Here is a 23,161-nt window from a genome sequence, read left to right as displayed (position 1 = left end):
ACCATAATAACAAAAGGCTGCCCTATGAGAGAGCAGCCTTTGTATTTTATAGTAAATGCCTTAGGGGATAGGCTGAAGTTCCTGGACTAAAAACTTTTGGGTGTTACTAAAAGTTTTACCGTAGCGGTCCGTGGCGCGAACTTCAACAAGGTGATCACCTACCGTAAGGTTACGCGGAAATCCAGCACTCCATAAATGGGTGGAAACTTCAGGATTGGACGGCCTTCTACCTTCCGGCAACTTTTCAACTGTATCCCACATGAGTACGTCACTCACATAAGCAGGATCATATGAAACTTCCCTTGTCATTTTTTTCCATTCACCTTGGTCTATTCTATATTCTAGAGTATCGTGCGCTCCACCAGTAAAGAAATTGGCAAAGAAACGTGCAGAATTTCTGGTCCTGGTAATAACCTTCGGTACGTGCAATTCCACCATAAAATCATCCGGTTTACCCGCAACCTTATAATCTACATTATAACCTTTCTGTGAAAAATCAATAAATGAATAGCCACGGTATGTACCATCACGCATTACCGACAATGGAACACCCGTTGAATCTACAGTACCTGAATACCAATCTCCAGAGGTAGTACCCATATTAAGCTCATGCAGAGGAGTGGCACCCAACCAACCTTCTTTTCTAGTATAGAATATCTGCTCTTGCTTATGGGTATGGGCAGAAAGTAGCAGCACTTTGGAAAAGGGGCTAAGTAACTCAAACAAACGGTCTCTGTCAGAAATCCTGAAATGGGGGTTGTCCTGGTCTTCAATTTTCAAGTGAATATGGAAAGCAACTACTATCTGGTGGTCCTTGGGAACATGCTGCAAATCTTGTGCAATAAACTGTAGTTGGTCCTCTCTAAGACCACCCCAATAGCCCTTTTGATCACGCGGATCCGGATACAAAATGTTATCAAGTATGACAAAATGGACTTTGCCATAATTGAAAGCATAGGTGGAGGGTCCGAAATGCTGCTCGAATGTTTCGTCCGATAAGAAATCCTGCTTTGCATCGTAATTCATGTCGTGGTTTCCAATAACGTTGTACCACGGCATTTCAAGTTTTTCCACAGAACGGATATAGGAGGGATGCAGAGAGAGATCATCACCTACTAAATCTCCCAGACTTATACCAAATACAGCTTTTCTTGGATTTCTACGTACTTCTTCTATAATCCCTCGGCGAAAATAATCCATCTCATGCTCTGTATAGGGCTGCGGGTCTCCAAATACGAGTATTTGAAATTCTTCTGCTTCAGTTTGCGGATATAGAGCGAAGTTCACTGAACGGGGTAATTTACCAGTAGCAGGAGTTCCTTTAAATTTAAATTCCTTAGAGGAATCATTAGGTTTGTAATGGTAGTAAAAATCAGGCAAATTACCCTTCTTCAAAGGGGTGGAAAATCCACTGGGCTTGATCACAAATACACTGGACTCCGCCCCTACAGGTAAGGAATAAACGCCGTTTTTATCAGTAATAACTACATTTTTTCCATTGGATACACCAACGCCTCCCAATCCTTTTTCTCCACGGTCTAATATCCCGTTCTTATTAGTATCTAAATAGACGGTGCCTTTCAGCTCTTGCTGACTATATACTGAAATACTGGCGGTTATTAGCGCCAAATAAAGTAATCGCATTATAGAATGTTTCATTTTGTAAATTTATTTGGGTAGTCGGTGGTGATATACTCTACACCAAGCTCTACCAATTGATTAAAAATTTTTGGATCATTTACTGTCCATGCATTGGTAGTAAGTCCTATCGAGCGCGCCTGCGCACTCCACTTTTCATTCTTCTGATACAGGCTGAAATGGTAGTCTATGCCATTCCATCCATTCTGTTGTACCTCTATGGGAGAAAGATCTCCGCGTAAGTATTGGACACTGCTGGCAGGGTTTTGTTGTTTTAATTCCCTGCAGACATTGGCACTAAAGGAGATGTACTCTACCCGGCTCTCTAGTCTCTTTCTTTTCACTAGTTCCAGCGTCTTTTCAACGAGCAATTTTTCCTGTAGCTGGGTAGGTCCAGGCTTTAATTCCACAATTAATTTTAAATTAGGATACCTCCTAGCCACTCTAAAGAAACGTGCAAGGCGTGGAAGAGCCTCCCCATTACTTAAACGGCCCGACCGCCTTAAAGCGGAATACGAATGATCCGAAATAGCTTTACCGTGAAATACAGGATCGTGATTAAGTATAAGGACTTGGTCTTTAGTTAAGTGAACATCAAACTCAGTTCCGTAAATAGGAAGCGATCCTGCCCGTTTTAATGAGGCTATGGAATTCTGTGCCGATCCCTCTACGGTCCAATGTCCACGGTGGGCAATAATTTTGGTTTGTGCCTGTAGACACATTCCAGAAATAAGAAAGAAGAGGAGAAATACGTTCATATAATTAGGGTTTATTCCACCATACAGGTAGGTTAATATCATCAGATCCTAGGCGACTCACTGCCTCGTTGTAGTTCGATGTATTCATTATGCGGGGATTCGTAGGATACTGCATCCTCTTAGGCATTTTTCCGTCATTAAAGAGTCCACCATTATTAGGAAGCCTCGGATATCCGGTACGACGATGCTCATACCACTGTTGGTGGTCCACAAAAAACAACGCTATATACTTTTGGGTCATTATCTGGGACAGTGTACCATCAAAAGCGACCACAGGATTCTCTAAATAGTCTTCAGGCACTGACTGCTTCCATTCCGCTAAGGTAGCAAGAACTCCTTCATTATAAAACTGCTTAGAATCCCCACTAATTATTCCTCGTAGCGCGAGTTCACTTAATGTAAACTGCAATTCGGCGTAAGGATACACGAGCACCGTAAGGGGAGCTTTAGCAAGGTTTTGGTTCAAGTTGGAGGGCTGAAAATCAAATACGGTTCCCAGCGCATAACCCGATGGAGCGCCTTTAAACCCTATGGTTTTATTGTCTGCAAGCGAACGTGCCTGGGTGAAAAACATGCTTATCCGCGGATCGTTATTTGCAGTAAGAAGTTCAACAAAAAATGCACCTGCAGCCCTGTACGAAGTAAAGTCCTGAGGCCGTGCTAATGGTGGTAAGTACGGAGCCTGACCAGAAATGTGGATTTTTGTCCCATCATCCACCGATGTAAAAATGGGATACTGTGCCGGGTTGTTTACAATTTTTTGAATACGTTCTTTGACATTCACTTCTCCCTCACGTGCAAGTATTCGGGTCAAAAGTCTAAGCGATAAGGAATTGGCAAATTTCTTCCACTTTAAGATACCCTGTGCCGACTGCTCTGCTTGGTAGAATAAATCCAAATCGTTCAGTGGTTTGCTGGTATCGAATAGTCCATTAGCTTTTTCCAAATCATTAAGAAGTTGGATGTAAATATCTTTCTGATGATCGAACTTAGGCTGCATAATATTATCTTCTAGACGTAGTGCTTCCGAATAAGGAATATCCCCAAAAGCATCCGTCAGGTTTGAGCTGATCCAAGCATCGAGAACCAAGGCTATGGCGTAGTAATTATTGTTCTGCTCCTTTTGCGCATACATTTGCATTTCGCGCGCTTGTTTGAGCCATTTATAGCTTGTATTCCAATAGCCATTCCCAGTGCTTTCCGTCATATAATAACGGCTTAGGGTGTTGCCCTCATTTGGAAAGGGAAGTGCTACTTGCATCAATTGGAAAGTAAAATCGTCTGCACGGTTGTACCCATAGGTAGACATTTCGTACTGAATAGGTGCAAGCAGACTGCCCGCCGTTGGAGTTTTGATACGACTCGTATCGGTATTGATCTGCTCCATAGTACGGTCGCAGGAAAAAAGCAACGTAGCTAGTATAAGAACTAAAAATTTGGTATAGTGTATTCGCATTTCTGGTTTATTAAAATTTAACATTCAGTTGAAATCCAACGGTACGGGCACTAGGTAATTGTCCGATTTCCACGCCCGGAGTAATAGTACTGTTATCAAGGGTTGCTACCTCAGGATCAAATAGAGGGTATTCCGTCCACATCCAGAGGTTTTTGCCAAATAAGGCCATTGTTATTTCGTTTAGTCCCAGTTCCTGAGTGACTTCTCTCGGAAAAGAGAAGGATATGCGGGCATCGCGCAGCTTTATAAAAGAAGTATCAAAAGTGTTGGTCTCGACATTAGCTCGTCGGTAATAATCACCGTAGTACGAACTTAATGATACTGGCTTGGTGTTAGCCACATAGGAACCATCTGCGGTAAGTACTACTCCTTCCCCTACGATCTGACCATTGGGATTGTCCCTTCCCATCAATGTGTGTCTCAATTTTCCTTGCTCCGACATCTTGTGGTGGGACTGTGAGTAGGCCATTCCGCCCAACTGACCATCAAATGAAAAGCTAAGCGTAAAATTTTTATATCTAAAATCGTTTTGCCATCCAGCCCTCCAGTCTGCAAAAGCATTACCCACCTTTTCAATATTGGCAGGTCGGGCAGGAAGTCCGTTCTCTCCGTATACCACTTCACCCTTATCGTTTCGCAGTAACTTATAGCCGTATAAATCCCCTAAGGAGCCTCCAACCACTGCATTGAAATATACTACACCTCCAACGCTTGACATGGTATAGGGCTCGGAACCGAACTCAGGAGGTAGGGTGAGAATACGGTTTCTATTCAAAGACCAGTTCGCAGAAGTCTTCCACGTAAAATACTTGGACCTGGCCACTGTGGCATCCAAGGTCATTTCCACTCCCCTATTACGTATCTTACCTCCATTTATAATCCTGTACGAGTAGCCGGATTCATAAAGAGCAGGTATGGAAAGAATCTGATTTTCGGTATTATTCTCATAGAGTGTAAAACTGTAATTAAGACGGTTCCTGAAAAAACCCAGGTCCATTCCCGCCTCAAGGTTGTTGTTTTTCTCGGGTTTTAGACCGGGATTAGCAAAGGTGTTTGGCATAGTGACGCTTCCCGGAAAGTCACTGGGTGAATAATACTTATCCAATTGGTAAGGAGACCCATCTATTCCTACCTCCGCCCAGGAGGCCCGCAGTTTCCAAAACGACAAGCTGCGCTCGTTAAGGTTCAACACTTCAGAGAGTATTACACTTGTACTGACCGACGGATAGAAGAAGGAACGATTGGCCTTTGGTAGGGTACTACTCCAATCGTTCCGTCCTGTGACGTCAACAAAAAACACATTGTTGTAGGACAGACTCAGAAGACCATACATACTATTCACCTGTTCGTCAAATGGTTTGGGAACTTTTGTGAGTAATGATATTGCATTATTCAGACTATATTCTCCTGCAAGCCGTAAACCTTCCGCACGATAATCATTCATTACATACTCATTGTACCTAATACTTGCTCCCACCGAGGAGTTTAAATTGAGCTTCCCCCATTGGTTTTTGTACGTAAGTAGTAAATCGTTATTGTATTCTTGATTCTTTATGTACTGTTCGCGGTAGAAGCCTTGTCTGAAATTGGCAGAACTGTACGGCCTTTTTGTAGTGCGGACTTCATTGAGCATTTCCACACCGGATCTAAGTAACAAACTTAAATTATCCGTAATCTGGTAATCCGCCGAAATGTTTCCAGTAAAGAGACGTTTGTCCACTCCATTGAGCATTTCGTAGGCAATGAGGTACGGATTATCTATGTACGAACTGAACGGATGTATCTGATCGACATTTTCTTGCCCTTTTTTCCAAATTGGGCGGTACCAACCTAAATCCACATTAGGATTTTGAAAGATCATGAAATACGAAATCGATTGGTTGTTGTAGCCCGTAGCGGGAAGATTGTCACTTTTTGTACGGTTAAAGGAAAGTTTCGTGTTTATCTTAAGTTTATCTGATAGCTTATGAGATATGGATTGTGCCACATTTAGTCTGTCAAAACCTGTATTGGGCATCATCCATTCATTCTTCAAAAACGTAAGGGATGAGCGAAAACTTGTTCGCTCATTGGAATGCTCTATAGCAAGATTATTGGAGTATGTAGATCCCACTTCCCAGAAACTTTTTATATTATCTCGGTAGGGTCTCCATAGCTGCCTTTCAGCGCTTTGTCCCTGTACTAAAGGATCGTACTGGAAATAGTATTGATTCTCAAATTTTGGGCCATAAGCACTGCTGGTTGAACCGGTGTTAACCCCATCGGCTGAGGCCCCGTAGGAATAATAGAAATCACCCTGTTTGTTCTTTTGAAGAGTTCCTTGTCCGTATTCATATTGATAGTCAGGCCACTTTAAGACACTGTCAAAAGAAGTATACGAATTTAAGCTTACCTGCATTTTTCCTTTACGGCTCTTCCCTGATTTTGTGGTTATCATCAATGCTCCGTTGGCCGCCCGCGAGCCATACAGCGCTGCTGCAGACGCGCCCTTTAAAACCGTAACCGACTCTATATCGTCTGGGTTGATACTGTTCAGCCCGTTTCCTAAATCAATGGGAAGATCTCCTCCGGAACCGGCACCGTATGCAGGTGTCCCGGTACCTGAGTTTACTCTAGGGCCATCGCTTAAAGGAATTCCATCCACAACAATCAGAGCATAATTGTTGTCCATTTGCATAGATTTTTCACCTCTTAGCGTTATTCTTGCTGATCCAAGGGGACCAGCACCACTTGTCTGGATTTTTAAGCCCGCAACTTTACCCTCCATCGATTGTGCCCAGTTATTGTTCTGGGTTTGCTCAAAGGTTTCCGATCCCACCGTTTCAGCCACATATCCTAAGGAACGGTCAGCCCTTTTAATTCCTAATGCGGTAACTACAATTTCTTCAATTTGCTTCTCTTTTACCGAATCTCTGATTTGCTGCGCACTGACGGTCGGAAGTAAACCTGTGGCCACGACCATTAGTACTGCTTGTACTTGCTTTTTCACAATTAATAATTTTTTTACAAAAGTACTTTGCACGAGTGCCGGTGGCCTTTAACAAAATTTTAACAATCATTAAACAAATTCTATCTTGAAAGTGAACCCAATATTATCTAACTAGTTAATACCATTACTAACAGCGTTTTAAAGCGTTACAATAATTTAATATCACGAATTTTGGCTTACAGTTAAAAAAATCTGTATAGTAATGGTTATTTTTGCCTAAAGCCTACTCGTATGCCTGAGGAAATCCTGCAAAAAATTCTTGCTCTGCGCGAAGAATTACACCAGCACAATTACAACTACTACGTACTGGATGAACCCACAATTACTGATTTTGAATTTGATGAAAAACTCAGTGAATTGCAGGCGTTGGAGCGGAATTACCCTCAATTCTACGATGCATCGTCCCCCACCGAGCGCGTCGGCGGGAGTATCACTAAGGTATTCCCTACCATTGCGCACGAAAAAAGAATGTACTCACTGGACAATTCTTATAACTTCGCCGACTTGAAAGATTGGGAAACCCGTGTTACAAAAGCTTTAGGACAACCCGTAGAATACGTTGTAGAACTCAAATACGATGGGGCGTCTATCTCCATCCTGTATGAAAACAACAAGCTGATTAAAGCTGTAACACGCGGTGATGGATTTCAGGGAGATGAAGTTACAGGCAATGTAAAAACCATACAGGATATACCCTTGCAAATTCCAAGAAGTACCTCACAACGCTTTTTCATGCGAGGAGAGATTTTTCTTAGTAAAAAGAACTTTGAACGGTTAAATAAAGCTAGAGAAGAGGAAGGCTTAGACCTATTCATGAATCCCCGGAACACAGCCTCCGGCACATTGAAGCTTCAAGACAGTGCGGAGGTAAAGAAGCGGAAACTCTCGGCAGTACTCTACCAAGTAGTTTCTGACAATTTGGAGCACTCCACGCATTGGAAGACTCTGGAAGCTGCCCAAGAATGGGGGTTTAAAACTTCTGCATTTTCTCAATTATGCAGTTCGCTGGAACAAGTAGAGCAGTACATATCCTACTGGGAAGAAAAAAGGCATACACTAGACTTCGAGATTGACGGAATTGTAGTAAAGATTAACCGTCTCGACCAACAAGCTAAGCTGGGCTATACAGCAAAATCTCCCAGATGGGCAATTGCTTATAAGTTTAAAGCCGAGAAAGCCTTATCACAACTTCTCAGTGTCTCCTATCAAGTGGGACGAACCGGAGCAATAACCCCTGTGGCAAATCTTTCCCCGGTTCTACTTGCCGGTACCATAGTGAAAAGGGCTTCTCTTCATAATCAAGACATTATGAATAAATTAGACCTACACGAACAGGATTTTGTGTATGTGGAGAAGGGGGGAGAAATCATACCCAAGATTGTGGGTGTTGACACTTCTAAAAGAAAACCTGCGACGCAGAAGATTGAATTCATAAGCCACTGCCCCGAATGCCAAGCACCACTTTTTAAAATCCCAGAACAGGCCATTCATTACTGCCCTAATGAAGACCACTGCCCTCCTCAAGTCATTGGCAAATTGTACCATTATGTGTCAAGAAAAGCTCTAAATATTGAAAATATCGGCCAGGAGACTATTGAACAACTATATAACGCACAATTAGTGGAAAATCCAGCCGATTTTTACGCCCTTACTAAAGAGCAGTTGGTAACGCTGGACCGTATGGCGGATAAATCTGCAACAAACATCATAGAGGGTATAAATAAATCTAAGCAGATACCTTTTGAAAAAGTTCTGTTTGGATTAGGAATCAAGCATGTAGGGGAAACTGTAGCCAAAAAAATTGTAAGAAAATACCCAACTATAGATCTTATTCAATCCGCAAAAGTGGAAGATTTTACTGCTATTGATGATGTGGGAGAAAAAATTGCACGAAGTATATGGAACTATTTTCAAAAACCCGAGCATTTACTTTTAATTGAACGCCTGAGAAACTACGGTGTGCAGTTGGAACAGCACCAAGCTCCAAACAGATTACAGAGTACAATACTAAGTGGTAAAAGCTTCTTATTTACAGGTAAACTAACGTTATTCACTAGGGAGCAGGCACAACTTATGGTGGAAGAACATGGGGGGACCAATGCTTCAGGAGTTAGTAAAAACCTACACTATCTTGTTGCTGGAGAAAAAGCGGGCAGTAAATTAAAAAAAGCACTCGCGCTTGGAACTGTACTAGTTATTGACGAGAATGAATTTCTAAAATTGCTTGAAGACTAATCTTGCTTCTTTTCTTCCAATAGTTCTTCCTTAAGGTTTCCGGTTAATTTCTCCACCTTTAAACTTTGGCGTAGAATACCAAATAGTGTCATGTACACATTCGCTATCCAAACCAGAGCAAAAAAACCAATAAGGTAACCCGTAACTCCTCTCTGTAGAAGTTGGAAATTGGTTAGAAGAACGAAAATTAGTGCCACATAGTGACTGAAGCAATACTCACATGTAAATAAGTAAAAAAACTTGCGCTCCCAGATGGATTCTGAATGTCTGCTTTTCTTCACGCACAATTCTCTAGGTTCACGAAAAATTTCTTCGTGTGTTACCGTCCATGCCACGCAAGCTACAGGTAAGGCAAGTAATAACAAATCAGTAAATTGATAATATTCCATGGTGTTTTCCAAAACGGCTTCAAACCCAATGCCATTTTTCTAAAGCTCCCTCAATAGCACCATACTTTTAAAGAATTTTCCTTATTTTTAGGGACTTGTAACATACAATACTGAATTTTATGATAAACAAAAAGTTTTTACTCTCCGCGGTATTACTGCCCGCTGCCATGGCTTTCGCGCAGCAATACGGAGGTATGTGGATACCAACGGAAGTTAATGAAAAGGAAATGAAGCAGATGGGAATGAAATTGTCCGCCAATGATATCTTTGACCCATCCAAACCGAGTTTGGAAGATGCCGTAGTACAATTTAATGGAGGATGTACGGCAGAAATAATCTCACCCAAAGGTTTACTTCTTACTAATCACCACTGTGCTTATGGTCAGATTCAAAGACATTCCACTATGGAGAACGACTATCTAAGTGAGGGTTTCTGGGCAATGAATCAAGGAGAGGAACTTCCAAATCCTGGTGTAACAGTTGATTTTGTTACCGATATAAAGGAAGTTACTGAACAGGTTCTTGCCCAAACACAGAATCTTTCTGCTGAAAAACTAGACAGAAAAATTTCAGAGAACATTGAAAAAATCTCTTCTTCCTTTAAGACGCTTCCCTACCAAAAGGTAGTTATTAAACCAATGTATTATGGGAATAAGTACTATGCGTATACTATTGACACGTATAAGGACGTACGTTTGGTCGGCGCGCCTCCAAGTTCCATCGGTAAGTTTGGTTCAGACACCGACAACTGGGTATTCCCACGACATACTGGTGATTTTACAGTTCTAAGAATTTATGCGGACAAAGACAATAAGCCCGCAGAATACAGTCCCAATAATGTACCGTTTAAGCCAAAGCATTATTTACCGATTTCCATAAAGGATAAAAAAGAAGGCGATTTCACTATGGTATACGGTTTTCCTGGAAGGACTACAGAATATCTCCCTTCCATAGCAGTAGAGAAGATCCGTTCTGAAATAGATCCGGCCATGATTGACGTACGCGATGTAGCTTTGAAGACTTTGGATGAGAAAATGCGTACAGACCCTGCTGTAAAATTAAAATATGCATCCAAGTTTGCTAGTGTGGCCAACTACTGGAAAAAATGGAAAGGAGAAGTGGAGGGGTTAACCAAGTCTAAAGCCGTAGAAAAGAAAAAGGAATACGAAACGTACCTAATCTCCAAGAATCCGGCTATCAAAAAGACCATTGATCAGTTCAACGTACTCTATACTCAACAGGCACCTTATGCACTCAATAGAGCCTACTATACGGAAGTAATCCGGAATGCGGAAACGTTAAGTTTAGCAAGCTTCTATTCCAACATCGCAGATGCTGTCAAAACAGGAAAAATTGATGAGAAAGGACTGCAGAATGCAAAGAATCGCCTAAAAAGCTTATACGCAAATTACGATCCAGAGCTGGATGCGAAAGTAACAGCAAAGGTGATTGCTTTATATGCCAACAGAATGGATGCCTCCTTTTTACCACCGGTATTAAGCAACTACAAAGATGAAAAGAAGAACCAAGAGGTTTTTGAACAGATGTCTAAGAGCTCTGTAATCACAGGTCGTGGGGCGTTTAACGGGGCTACTGCAGAAAAAGATATCGATAAGGTATTCTCAAACCCTATGCAATTGGCTCAAGAAATCAAAAGAGATCCTTTCGTTCAACTTTTTGAATCATTAAGAGACTCGTACCTAAAAACTACAGATAAGCAGTTTACTTCGTACCAGAACCAAATCGACGCACTACAGAAGCTATACATGAAGCAGCAAATGGAGACAGACACTAAAAGACCATTCTTTCCAGATGCCAATTCTACGCTGCGTGTAACGTATGGTAAAATTGCAGGATCCAATCCTAAGGATGCACTGTACTACGGATATCAGACGCACCTTGCGGGCGTCATGGAAAAGTACGTTCCAGGAGACTACGAATTTGATGTACCGGAGAAACTAATTGATCTGTATAATAAGAAAGATTTTGGAATTTATGCTAATTCTACTGGTGATGTGCCCGTTAACTTCACTGCAACAAATCACACGACAGGTGGGAACTCAGGATCGCCTGCGCTAGATGCCGATGGAAATCTTATTGGACTTAATTTTGACCGCCAGTGGGAAGGTACAATGAGTGACATCAATTTCGACCCACGCTTCAGTAGGAACATAATGGTGGATAGTAAATACATTCTTTTCATAATAGACAAATTTGCAGGAGCATCGTGGCTACTGGATGAAATGAAGATAATTAAGTAAATCTTAATTTTTAATTCTTATTTGTGCAGTTAGAAATAGCTGCACATTTTTTATGCATAACATTTAAGAAGAGACGTTCATTTATGATACCAAAAAAAGCCTAACTTCAATGCAATAAAATCAAACGCCATGAAAATTAACACATTAAAACTATTTAAAATTGCATTACTGCTAGTTAGCGCATGGATGTTCATCTCCTGTGACAATGCATTTTATAAGAACGAACTTTTCACTCATGTCCCTATCACTCATGAATTGCCCTCGGGAATGACCGGTATTTATGCCAGTGAGAGCAACGACACTTTGCAAATAAACCGTTCGGGCAAAGATGTGCGGCTAATTCTGTCATCGAAATACGATATGGAGGATTATGATCTAGCCTTTAACCTTAGATACTCCCAACCGCATCAGATAAAGAAGCTTGAGCACCACTATTTAGCAGGGATTAAAAACAGAGAAGGCAATGGTTATTGGGAGTATTTTCTGTTTTGTCACCACCCAGATCAAAGCCTCATTAATGTATTTCACTTTAATATTGATGATTTGGATGCGGCAACGATAGCAAAAATACCCTCTATCAGCAAGTTGGATGGAGACGAATTGGAACAAGATTATCTGTTAAATTTTGATGACGATCTATTCCTGCAAGCCTTTGAAAAAGGGTATTTTAAGAAGTCAATAATATTTAAAGCGATCGACTAAAGTATAAAAAAAATGTCCCTGTAAAGTATGCGCTCTACAGGGACAGAAAATTCACATTGTGGCCGGATCCACAACTAAGACTATCTACCAGATTTTAATTCGCTCCTCTGGTGCTTTATAAAGTTTGTCTCCAGGTTTAGTATCAAAAGCTTCATGGAAGGCGTCAATATTGAGCAACGGAGCAAAGGCTCGATAGTATCCAGGAGCATGAGGATCGGTTTTAACCTGGTTCTGTACATACTGATCAGTCGATTTTGTCCGCCATACCGTCGCCCAGCTCATAAAAAACCTCTGGTCTTGGGTATACCCACTTATCAACCCAGGATTACCATGGTCTTTAAGATACATTTGTAAGGCTTCATAGGCTACAGCTACCCCTCCAAGGTCACCGATATTTTCTCCACTAGTAAATTTACCGTTAATAAAGCTTCCTTTTACTGCTTCGTATTGATCGTATTGCGCTGCGAGCTCACCAACCTTTTCATCAAAGTTCTTACGGTCGGAATCCGTCCACCAATTCACTAGGTTTCCGTCACCATCAAATCGTGATCCGCCATCATCAAATCCGTGCGAAATTTCGTGGCCTATAACCGCTCCGATCCCTCCAAAGTTTACGGCCGGGTCAGCCTTAAAGTTAAAGAAAGGTGGTTGTAGGATAGCCGCTGGAAACACGATCTCATTGTTGGAAGCACTGTAATAAGCATTTACTGTCTGTGGTGACATACCCCACTCCGACTTGTCGACTGGCTGGCCGATCTTACTTAAATTTCTTTTGTAATTCCAAGTGGAGAGGTTCTCCATATTCTTGTAAAGGGATCCCCCTTCAGACTTCCTCTCCATTCTAAGTTCCGAATAATCACGCCACGTATCAGGATATGCAATCTTCACTTTAAACTTAGAGAGCTTGTCCTGGGCCTTTACTTTGGTCGCCTGCGACATCCAATCAAGCCCTTCGATTCGTGCAGAAAAAGCTTTCTTCAAATAATCTACATACGTCTGCATCTGGGCTTTAGCCTCTTTGGGAAAGTACTCCTCTACGTAGAGTTTCCCGAATGCTTCGCCCAATACACCGTTTATCATTTGTAATCCGCGTTTGTCCATGGACCGCTGCTGCTGCTGCCCCTGGAGGTAGCGGGAATAGAAATCAAATTGGAGATCATCCATTTCTTGGTTAAGGTAGCCCATACTACCGCGTAATAAGTGCAACTTTATATAATCTTTTAGAAGTGTCAAATTCTTCTCAGAAATGATAGTATCTAGATTCTCGTAGTATTTCAGCTCACTTAGAATCACCCTATCGGTTTCCACTCCAACAGACTTTAAATAGCTTGGTAAGTTTACATTCTTGCTTATAGTAGAGAGCTCCTGTATTGATTTAGGATTATAGCGTAGATTCGCATCCCTACCCTGCTCATTAGTTAGCAGATACTGGGCCAGCTGTTTTTCAAAATTTACTAGTGATGAAGCCTTTGCAGCAGGGTTACTATAACCCAGAGTGGAATAAAGCTTGGTCACAAAGGCTTCATACTGCTCCAAAGTTCTAGTGTTAGCTTCGTTAACCTTCTGGTAATAATCTTTTCCAAGACCTAACGTAGGTCCACCAAGGTATACCGCATTCATAACCGAGTTCTTTAAATCCGGCCCTACTCTCCAACCGTACAGAGGGTTATCTCCTTTAAGAGTAGCCTGATTCAGATAATTCTGTAAGTCTGAAACGGATTTAATGGCATCTATCTTAGCCAAGTCCGATTGGATAGGAGCAAGCCCTTCCTTGTTACGTGCGTCCCAATCGATGAACGTTCCGTACAGGGCCTGAATTTTTTCTCCTTCGGAATTGGGACTATATTGGGTAGACAGTATTTTATTTAGTATTGTCAGGGAGGCATTGTCTGTATCTTCACGTAGTTTGTTGAAAGACCCCCATGATGCTTTATCGGACGGAATTTCAGTGTTTTTGTACCAGTTACCGTTAACAAATCCAAAGAAATCATCCTGTGCACGCACTGAAGTGTCCATATAATCGAGATTAAGCCCTTGCTCAGAAACTACTTGAGTGACTTCCTTACTTTCCGCAGAAGGATTTACCGGTGTATTGACTGTACAGGAGCTTAGGAATAAGATACCTGTAAGTGCTACCACACTAATAGTTGTTTTTTTCATATCACGAATCAATTTTAAGTATAAGTTATTGAAATCGGACTGAAGTTACAAAAATGATAGGAAATTACTAGCAGGGAATTCTGTATTAGGTGCAATAAAGGATTTGAGAGCATTCACAATTTCCATAAAAATGCCACCGCTGCACACACGATGATACCATAAATTATTGGTAAAATCGTCGCGATTGACGTCCATTTCACGCTGCCGGTCTCTTTATAAATAGTGTAGATGGTAGTACTGCATGGATTATGGAGTAAACTAAAGAGCATGAGGTTAATTCCAGTGAGAGTCGTCCACCCAGCGGCTTGAAGAAGATTGCTTATAACTAGTTGGTCTGCCTCAAATAATACTCCTGAACCTGCGCCTAACGCTGGAGTACCAAGCACTAATACAGTAAGCATAAGGATGGTCGGGATCACTATTTCGTTCGCAGGTATCGCCACAATATAGGCCAATAAAATTACTCCATTAAGGCCAATAAAGAGACCGAAGGGGTTCAACCACTCTACAATCCAAACGGCAACTGTCTGATCGTGCACCATAATATTGGATATCAACCAGATTACTGCGCCCGCAGGAGCGGCAAACACCACTGCGCGCCATAAAACAACAAGGGTTCGGTCAATGAGTGAGGTATATAACGTTTGCCATAATTGGGGCGGCCGGTAAGGTGGAAGCTCTAAAGTGAAGAAGGAGGCTTTTCCTTTAAGTAGAGTTAAAGAGAGTAACCAGGATGTAAAGAAAGTAAATGCAATACCTAAAATTGCGATTGCTATTACCCCGAGCATTGCCACGGTACTCGACCATGCAGGAGGCACCAAAACACCTAAGAAAATGGTCGCAATAAGAATTTGTGTAGGCCAGCGTCCGTTACAAAGAGAAAAATTATTGGTGATAATGGCTAGTAACTTCTCTCGTGGACTATTAATAATACGGGTGGATACCACACCAGCTGCATTACATCCAAAACCCATACTCAAGGTAAGCGCCTGCTTTCCATGAGCACCCGCTCCTTTAAAAAGTCTATCAAGGTTAAAGGCGACACGCGGTAAATAACCAAAATCCTCTAACAAAGTAAATAAAGGAAAAAAGATAGCCATAGGTGGAAGCATCACGGAGACTACCCAAGCAGTAGACTGGTAAACTCCGTCTACGAGAAACCCACTCAACTCTGCGGGCGTTCCCAAATTCACAAAGAAAGATTTAAGGAGCGGTAGGCCAATATCTAACAATAAATGGCTCAACCATTGCGATGGATAATTGGCCCCGGTAATTGTCAACCAGAGAACCGTAGCAAGTAGTAAGAACATAATAGGAAAACCCCATAGGCGGTGGGTTACCAAATTATCTAATCGTATATCAAATAAGGAAAGAGAAAAAGAAGTGCTTGCTTTTACGCACTTTTTTACTAACTCAGTACTACGTGAATAGAAAGCAGAGACCAATGTGTCTCTAAAACTAGATTCCACCTGATCTTTCAGTTCATTTATCCAAAGTGAGAGAGTTTGCGCGTGAGGATCGGAAATTCGGGAAGAGAATTTCCCTGAAAGGAGAGCTTGAAATACCACCCCATCGCCTTCCAATAAACGCATCGCAATCCATTGAGCACTGGGAAGATCAGGATCAAGCATGCGTAATCTCTCTATTAAAGTACTGATTGCTATTTGCGGTCCTTCGCTCATTCTTATCTGGGGTAGGTCCTGTATGTTCCATTTCCCCTCGGCAATCAAATTAACGGATTCCAGCAAGCGGTCTAATCCTTTTTTACTACGGGCACTTGTTTTAACCACAGGAATCCCCAGCTCCCTAGAAAGCAGTTTAGCATCCACATCTACACCATGTCTCTGAGCTTCGTCTATTAGATTTAAACATAGTACAACATTTGGAGTTATCTGCATTATCTGAAGCAGTAGATTCAGATGCCGTTCCAATCGCGAAGCGTCTGCAACTACTACAGTAACATCGGGATTTTCAAAGAGTAAGTAATCCCGAGCTACCTGTTCGTCTTCCGAATTTGAAAGAAGAGAATAAGTACCCGGCAGATCTACAAATTGAAAACGTGTTTCCTTGTAATAGGCTGTTCCAGTAGCAGATTGCACTGTTTTTCCAGGCCAGTTTCCCGTGTGCTGCTTTAGTCCTGTCAAAGCGTTAAATATGGTGCTTTTTCCCGTATTTGGGTTTCCTGCCAAAGCCACACGAATCCTACCCTTTCCAGTAATATTAGAAACGGCACTATGCACGCAACTCCCACAGTCGTGACCAAAAGGGTTAGGACTCTTATTATTCATTATTTTCTATAAGTATTACTTCGGCATCTTCATGGCGAAGTGATATAACAGTGTTATGCACACTATACGCTACAGGATCTCCTAATGGGCTTGTACGTATTCGGAACACGCGTGTGCCGGGAACGAACCCCAGATCCAATAGTCTGTCTCTCATCACTACATTGCAGTGTTGGGAGAATCCTTTAATTATCGCACTGTCTTTATTTTTTAATGACGTTAAATCTTTCATTCAATCAAAGATTTCATTTGCAAAATTACAAAATTAGACTAGTCTAACAAATAATGCACCAGAATTTCTTTTTAAGTAAAAGTTCTAATTATTTCTGTAAGACTTGAATTAAAAATTGAAGAGCCCGTTGGGATATAAAGCGCATAAAATCTTCTCTATCCAAGTGGGAAAGGTGTACTTTCTCAACGCTTGTCCCTTGGGAAGTACTAACTGCTATATAGGCTAACCCTATAGGGTTATTATACGAATCGCTTAAAGGGCCGGCTACTCCTGTTGTTGCTATAGATACAGAACTGTTAAAAAGATGGCGACATCCTTCCGCCATCTGGCTTGCAACTTCAGGACTTACCGTTGTGCATGTTGCAATGGTGTGTTCCTGCACATTTAATATTCTCGACTTTTGTGCTGCTTCGTACGCAACAACCCCGCCTTTAAAATAAGAAGAACTCCCACTAACACTAGTAATCAAACCACTCAGCAATCCGCCAGTACAACTCTCGGCAACACTCAGCGATAAACTTTTCTCCAAGATAACATCTTTTAGAATATCCTCGATTTTATCCTTGTGCTTTCCAATAATATTCGGACCAATTAAAGTTTGAAGCATTGAAATATGATATTCCAGCTGCTTTTCCAGTTCCATGGCAACTGGACCTTTTGCAGTAAGTCTTAGCTTAATTCGGTTTCCAACAGGAAGATAAGAAAGTGTAGTATTTGCAGGCAATCTAAGCTCCCAATCTTCAAGTATTTGGGCCAGTTTACTTTCAGGAATCCCAACTACAGAAACTGTTCGGGTATAAAATTGGGTATTCAGTCCGTAGCGCTTTAGAATAGTCGGCAGGTTTTCTTTTATCAAGGGCTTAACTTCATATGGAACGCCCGGAAGTACAACTGCGGTGCGTCCGTTTTTTGAAATCACTTGACCCGGTGCTGTTCCATAGCGGTTTAAAAGCACTTGAGCATCTGAAAACACCATAGCTTGTCCCCGGTTCATTTCCAATAGTTCCAAACGGTTTCTTTGTCGAAACAACTCCTTAAGATGGCTATAAGTTCCACTGTCAAAAACCAATTCAGTACGAAAAAATTGTGAAATAGCACTTTTGGTTTTATCGTCCTTAGTAGGACCTATACCTCCAGTAGATATAACCAGTTCCGATGTTTGGAAGCAAAATTCCAGAGCTTGCTTTATGGTGCTGACTTCATCCGAAACCGTCAAAATTCGGTCGATGTCCACTCCCCATTTACGAAGCTCCAGAGCGATGAAACCTGAGTTTGTATCTTGAGTAGCTCCGGCCAGAACTTCGTCACCAATAATAAGTATACTTGCTTTCATTTAAAGATCTCAATCATGATTAACCCAGATCAATCGAGACGTGTCGTAACCAATCCTTTGTGCGTGTGTTAAAAACCTTTCCTTTACCTCACCAGGAATCGTCTTTTCTCTAGATAGGATCCACAAATAATCTAAATTTTTGCCAGCCACCAATGCATACTTATAGTCAACCATATCAATTACATTGTATCCTGCCCAAAAGGGTTTAAAGAAGGACACTTTTAAACGTGCCTCACTGGGATCATTAACAAACCTTGCTTCTCCAACGGATTGTTTCCATACTTTATCAATAGTGTGGAATCCGCGGTTAACAACTTTGATATGGCCATTTTCTTTTTTAGAGTATTCCGCAGTTACATTATCTAAATCACGTTCAAATTTAAAATCAAAGCGAGCAATCTCAAACCATTTTCCTAGGTATTTTTCACTTTGAAAATCACGGATAGCAGATGCCCCGTCCGGAATTCCAACCGAGCAAGAGGTTAACACGATTAGTGCTAAACACATCAGATACATGTTTAGTTTCATAATATTATAGATTTCAAATTAGTTGGTTATCGAAGTACTTTCTGCAAAAACTGTACTGTTCTATCCCAGGACGATTTAGCAGCCTGGGGATTATGTGCAATATCCAAATTATATTTTTTGGCGATTTCATCTGCCTTGGGATTACTAAAAGCGTGCTTGGCTCCCTCATACCCAATAAACTGCATATTAGCACCTGCAGAATCCATCTCCTTCTTGAATCCTTCTACTTCCGATTTCGGTACAAAGGAATCCTCATTGCCATGTAGGACCAAATATTGGACTTTATTGTTCTTTGCCCGTATTCCGGTTTGCAAATTACCATGAACGCTCACTACCCCTTTAAAGTCATCGGATAATCTTGCCATGTTGAGCGCCTGCGCACCTCCAAAACAGTATCCCACAATCGCCATCTTGTTAAAATCGGCATTTGGAGAAATAATAATTTTGTTCTTTACTGCGTCAAACATACGTCGCGCATCAATTGGAATGTTATAAAAATGAGAGGACAATTTGCTTGCTTCTGCAGGATCCTCAACCTCCTTTGCCTCCCCGTAATAATCCACTGCCACCGCGTAGTAGCCTAGCTTGGCGAAAGCGTGCACTTTTTCTTTGATGAAATCCGTCATACCCCACCATTCGGGAAGTACAATAACTACAGGTAGGGAAGTTCCTGCCTGTGCATCGTATGCCGCATAAGATCGGTGAGTTACTCCATTAATATCGTAGGATAGTTCTTCAAGGGTAATACCATCAGTAGTCTCTGTTTGCGCAACAGACTCCTGCGAGTGTTCTTTCTTTGAACAGGAGACTAGCAGACCAAGCAATACAAATAAGATAAGGGCAAAATTGTAATAACGCATTTTATGTAGTTTTTATTTCACTAATATACTGTATCGGCAATAAAAAAGCGAATTTTTAAATTCGCCTTCTAAAAGTTGTACTTCCTGTTAATGAATGTGTTTTTCTGCATGGTACGAACTTCGAACCAACGGAGAACTCTCTACATGTCTGAAGCCAAGAGACTGAGCAAAAACCCTATATTCTTCAAATTCTTCTGGTGTGACAAATTTTTTAACTGCCAAATGGTTTTTAGTGGGTTGTAGATACTGTCCAATAGTAATTACATCCACTTGTGCTCCTCGAATGTCTTCAATGGTTTGGAAAACTTCGTCCTTAGTCTCGCCAAGTCCAAGCATTAATCCAGTTTTGGTTCTCTTTTGACCTGCCGATTTAAGGTAATCAAGCACTTCTAAACTGCGCTCGTATCGTGCTTGTATACGAACCTCACGGGTCAAACGTTTTACCGTTTCCATATTATGAGAAATCACTTCCGGGGCTACAGCGACTAACCTGTCGATATGTTTATGAATTCCCTGAAAATCCGGGATTAGCGTTTCCATTGTAGTTCCAGGGGAAATCCTTCGGACCGCTTGAACAGTTTCTGCCCAAAGTATGGAACCCATATCTTTCAAATCATCCCGATCCACAGAAGTTAGCACTGCGTGCTTAATCTTCATCAGCTTTATTGATCGTGCCACTTTCTCCGGTTCGTCCCAATTAACTTCAAGAGGTTTTCCGGTTTTTACTCCACAGAATCCACAACTTCGAGTACAGACATTTCCTAAAATCATAAAGGTGGCAGTTCCCTCTCCCCAACACTCTCCCATATTAGGACAGCTGCCGCTCTGGCAAATGGTGTTAAGCTTATATTTATCCACTAAACTTCGTAACTCCCTATAATTTTTACCAGTGGGTAGTTTTACCCTTATCCATTTAGGTTTTTGAACTAAAGCAGTAGGTTCTAAAATTGGATTTTCCATAATATCTGATCTACTCAGGTTGTTTTAATAATGAAGCCAAAACTTTTTTCGCTCTCATAATTCGTACTTTGGTATTGGATACAGAAATATTCAATTGCTCTGCAATCTCCTTGATTGTTCGTTCCTCAAAGAAACGAAGCCGAATTATATCCCTATAAGACTCATCCATTCCTTCTACTATAGTCTGTATGCTATTTGCCTCTTCCTCAGAAATCATTAGCTCTTCGGGACTCATAGCAAATTGCCCGTGTAGATCGGACTGTGTGTCGTCCGCAGTGGGAAGTTCCCTTCTGCGTTTTCTCCAAAAGTCAATGATCGTGTTTTGTGCTATAGTAAGTACCCACGTTTTAAATTCGAAGGCGGGATCGTAAAGCTCTAGTTTGGATAGTACTTTAGAAAATACATTGACAGTGATTTCGTCAGCATCATTTTGGTCTTCTACTTTCTTAAGTACAAAACTAAATACATCGACCCAATACATGTTGATTAATTTGGTCTGTGCTTTTTGATCCTTCTGCCTTGCACTAAGTATCAAACTATAGAGTGATGCATCTATCATTGGACTACAAAATTACAAAATAAAAACGACCCTATACACAGGGTGTAAGGGTTAAGGCTGCAAGAGGATTCAAAACTTGTATTTATAGGTATTATGGGCTTTTTACCTCTGTCTCTGCAAAGACGGAATCTGATATTGTGGAATCAATTGTAGTGGAATCGATTACGAGTAAAGAATCCACAGCTGTGGACACAATATCGCCTGTAGTATCTCCCAATGTATCGGTAAGAACTTTGGACTGTTTAGTACATTGGGAGGTAACGGTGCCAAACAAAATAAGAGTTCCCAGAAAACGTAACGTGCGCATAGAATTTCGATTATTTAGAACCTCTATTCAAATTGCATTCCAATTAATCTACCTACAAAAAATCACTCTATATTTATTGTACCAAAGCTTACAACCAAACCCGTGAACACTGTTTTTTTTTGTATTTTTGCACCTTAAAAAATCTGTAATGAATTCATTTATTGAAGAACTAAAATGGCGTGGTCTAATTGCAGACATGATGCCTGGAACCGAGGAGCAATTGAATAAGGAAATCACAACCGCATATATTGGCTTCGATCCTACTGCAGATTCATTACATATAGGAAGTCTTATTCCTATCAAGATTCTAGCACATTTTCAGCAGCACGGACATAGGCCGATTGCACTTGTGGGAGGAGCAACAGGCATGATAGGTGACCCATCAGGCAAATCCTCTGAAAGGAACCTATTGGATGAATCTACTCTTAATCATTATGTGCAGTGTATACAGCAGCAGTTGGAGAAATTCCTTGATTTTTCCTCGGACGCTCCTAATTCTGCTGAGCTCGTAAACAATTACGACTGGATGAAAGAAATTTCATTTCTGGATTTCGCAAAAGACATCGGCAAACACATCACCGTAAATTACATGATGTCAAAAGATTCGGTTAAGAAACGCTTTTCAGGTGAAGAAGGAGTTGAAGGTATGAGTTTCACTGAATTTACTTACCAACTCTTACAAGGTTACGATTTTCTCCACCTCTACAAAGAGAAAAATGTAAAACTTCAAATGGGGGGATCTGATCAGTGGGGAAACATTACTACAGGTTCAGAACTGATACGACGGAAGGTCCAGGGGACTGCGTATGCACTTACAGTCCCTCTAATCACCAAATCCGATGGTACTAAATTTGGCAAATCGGAAGGTGGAGAAAACATATGGTTGGATCCCAAAAGGACCTCACCTTATAAATTTTACCAATTCTGGCTTAATGCAACAGACCTCGATGCAAAACGTTTTATTAAATTCTATACATTTCTTTCTAAAGATGAGACTGAACGGCTTATTAAAGAGCACGATACAGAACCTCATCTTCGTATATTGCAGAAAAGACTGGCAGAGGAGCTTACTATTTGGGTACATTCCCAAAGCGAATACGAACGCGCTGTAAAAGCTTCAGAAATCCTTTTCGGCAAATCTACCGCGGAGGATTTAGGCAGCTTGGATGAACAACTCTTCTTAGAAATATTTGATGGAGTACCTCAAAAAGAAGTTCCACTGAAAGATCTCCTCGAATTGGATATCGTGGACATTTTAAGTACCCAATCAGGATTTTTAAAATCTAAAAGTGAAGCGCAAAGAGAACTTACAGGTCAATCCATCTCAATCAATAAAACAAAAATTGACAAGGAATTTCAAATCACCCAAAAAGATTTGATTGCAGGAAAATTTATATTACTTCAAAAAGGGAAAAAGAATTACTTTATCATCAAAGCGGTCTAACGTACTTCATAGTTAAATTTACTTAAAATTTATTTTTTAATCATTTTTAACTATAAAGTGACGTA

The 23,161-nt window shown here is 41.1% G+C and carries 18 protein-coding genes; 4 read left to right on the top strand and 14 right to left on the bottom strand.

Annotation, left to right across the window (positions count from 1 at the left end):
• Positions 1 to 60: 60 nt before the first annotated feature.
• The 4 genes from IC612_RS02440 to IC612_RS02425 are packed head-to-tail and all read right to left on the bottom strand — an operon-like array spanning position 61 to position 6,841.
• Positions 61 to 1,659, bottom strand: a complete 1,599-nt coding sequence (locus IC612_RS02440; protein WP_194738586.1) for a calcineurin-like phosphoesterase C-terminal domain-containing protein — start codon at positions 1,657 to 1,659, stop codon at positions 61 to 63.
• A complete protein-coding gene (locus IC612_RS02435; RefSeq protein ID WP_194738585.1) occupies positions 1,656 to 2,396 on the bottom strand; it encodes a glycerophosphodiester phosphodiesterase in 741 nt (246 codons plus the stop codon). The genes IC612_RS02440 and IC612_RS02435 overlap by 4 nt, the downstream gene beginning before the upstream one ends.
• A 4-nt stretch (positions 2,397 to 2,400) precedes the next feature.
• On the bottom strand, positions 2,401 to 3,852 hold the full coding sequence (locus tag IC612_RS02430) for a SusD/RagB family nutrient-binding outer membrane lipoprotein (protein ID WP_194738584.1): 1,452 nt from the start codon (positions 3,850 to 3,852) through the stop codon (positions 2,401 to 2,403).
• Positions 3,853 to 3,862: 10 nt separating this feature from the next.
• Positions 3,863 to 6,841 (bottom strand): SusC/RagA family TonB-linked outer membrane protein, encoded by a 2,979-nt coding sequence (locus IC612_RS02425; protein WP_194738583.1) that lies wholly within the window; start codon positions 6,839 to 6,841, stop codon positions 3,863 to 3,865.
• A gap of 231 nt (positions 6,842 to 7,072) precedes the next feature.
• Between IC612_RS02425 and ligA the strand changes: the two genes are divergently transcribed.
• On the top strand, positions 7,073 to 9,076 hold the full coding sequence (ligA, locus tag IC612_RS02420) for an NAD-dependent DNA ligase LigA (protein WP_194738582.1): 2,004 nt from the start codon (positions 7,073 to 7,075) through the stop codon (positions 9,074 to 9,076).
• On the opposite strand, the gene IC612_RS09970 is transcribed toward ligA, so the two are convergent.
• On the bottom strand, positions 9,073 to 9,273 hold the full coding sequence (locus IC612_RS09970; RefSeq protein WP_228512834.1) for a hypothetical protein: 201 nt from the start codon (positions 9,271 to 9,273) through the stop codon (positions 9,073 to 9,075). The genes ligA and IC612_RS09970 overlap by 4 nt on opposite strands.
• A 311-nt stretch (positions 9,274 to 9,584) precedes the next feature.
• Here IC612_RS09970 and IC612_RS02410 point away from each other — a divergent pair, with 311 nt between their 5' ends.
• Both IC612_RS02410 and IC612_RS02405 read left to right on the top strand, forming a co-directional pair.
• Positions 9,585 to 11,726: a S46 family peptidase gene (locus tag IC612_RS02410; protein ID WP_194738580.1), complete on the top strand. Its 2,142-nt coding sequence runs from the start codon at positions 9,585 to 9,587 to the stop codon at positions 11,724 to 11,726.
• Between the two features lie 129 nt (positions 11,727 to 11,855).
• Positions 11,856 to 12,428, top strand: coding sequence for a hypothetical protein (locus IC612_RS02405; RefSeq protein ID WP_194738579.1), 573 nt, complete (start codon positions 11,856 to 11,858; stop codon positions 12,426 to 12,428).
• Positions 12,429 to 12,512: 84 nt separating this feature from the next.
• Here IC612_RS02405 and IC612_RS02400 read toward each other — a convergent pair whose 3' ends face one another.
• The 9 genes from IC612_RS02400 to IC612_RS02360 all read right to left on the bottom strand — a co-directional run bounded on the left by IC612_RS02400 (position 12,513) and on the right by IC612_RS02360 (position 21,652).
• Positions 12,513 to 14,588, bottom strand: coding sequence for a M13 family metallopeptidase (locus IC612_RS02400; protein WP_194738578.1), 2,076 nt, complete (start codon positions 14,586 to 14,588; stop codon positions 12,513 to 12,515).
• A gap of 113 nt (positions 14,589 to 14,701) precedes the next feature.
• Complete coding sequence (gene feoB / locus IC612_RS02395) at positions 14,702 to 16,876, bottom strand: ferrous iron transport protein B (RefSeq protein ID WP_194738577.1); 2,175 nt, start codon at positions 16,874 to 16,876, stop codon at positions 14,702 to 14,704.
• Positions 16,869 to 17,105 (bottom strand): FeoA family protein, encoded by a 237-nt coding sequence (locus IC612_RS02390; RefSeq protein ID WP_194738576.1) that lies wholly within the window; start codon positions 17,103 to 17,105, stop codon positions 16,869 to 16,871. Before IC612_RS02390 ends, feoB begins: the two co-directional genes overlap by 8 nt.
• 88 nt (positions 17,106 to 17,193) lie before the next feature.
• Complete coding sequence (locus tag IC612_RS02385; protein ID WP_194738575.1) at positions 17,194 to 18,438, bottom strand: CinA family nicotinamide mononucleotide deamidase-related protein; 1,245 nt, start codon at positions 18,436 to 18,438, stop codon at positions 17,194 to 17,196.
• Between the two features lie 9 nt (positions 18,439 to 18,447).
• Complete coding sequence (locus IC612_RS02380) at positions 18,448 to 18,966, bottom strand: lipocalin family protein (protein WP_194738574.1); 519 nt, start codon at positions 18,964 to 18,966, stop codon at positions 18,448 to 18,450.
• Between the two features lie 26 nt (positions 18,967 to 18,992).
• Positions 18,993 to 19,826: a dienelactone hydrolase family protein gene (locus IC612_RS02375; RefSeq protein WP_194738573.1), complete on the bottom strand. Its 834-nt coding sequence runs from the start codon at positions 19,824 to 19,826 to the stop codon at positions 18,993 to 18,995.
• A gap of 87 nt (positions 19,827 to 19,913) precedes the next feature.
• Positions 19,914 to 20,786, bottom strand: coding sequence for a lipoyl synthase (gene lipA, locus IC612_RS02370; protein WP_194738572.1), 873 nt, complete (start codon positions 20,784 to 20,786; stop codon positions 19,914 to 19,916).
• Between the two features lie 10 nt (positions 20,787 to 20,796).
• A complete protein-coding gene (locus IC612_RS02365) occupies positions 20,797 to 21,345 on the bottom strand; it encodes an RNA polymerase sigma factor (protein WP_194738571.1) in 549 nt (182 codons plus the stop codon).
• A gap of 91 nt (positions 21,346 to 21,436) precedes the next feature.
• Positions 21,437 to 21,652, bottom strand: coding sequence for a hypothetical protein (locus IC612_RS02360; protein ID WP_194738570.1), 216 nt, complete (start codon positions 21,650 to 21,652; stop codon positions 21,437 to 21,439).
• A 148-nt stretch (positions 21,653 to 21,800) separates the two neighbouring features.
• On the opposite strand from IC612_RS02360, the gene tyrS reads away from it, so the two are divergent.
• Positions 21,801 to 23,096, top strand: a complete 1,296-nt coding sequence (tyrS, locus tag IC612_RS02355; protein ID WP_194738569.1) for a tyrosine--tRNA ligase — start codon at positions 21,801 to 21,803, stop codon at positions 23,094 to 23,096.
• The last annotated feature ends 65 nt before the right edge of the window (positions 23,097 to 23,161 follow it).

The organism is Planobacterium oryzisoli (assembly GCF_015354315.1).
GTDB lineage: Bacteria > Bacteroidota > Bacteroidia > Flavobacteriales > Weeksellaceae > Planobacterium_A > Planobacterium_A oryzisoli.
Note: the sequence above shows the minus strand (reverse complement) of the source record. Positions and strands in the feature narration are given on the sequence as shown.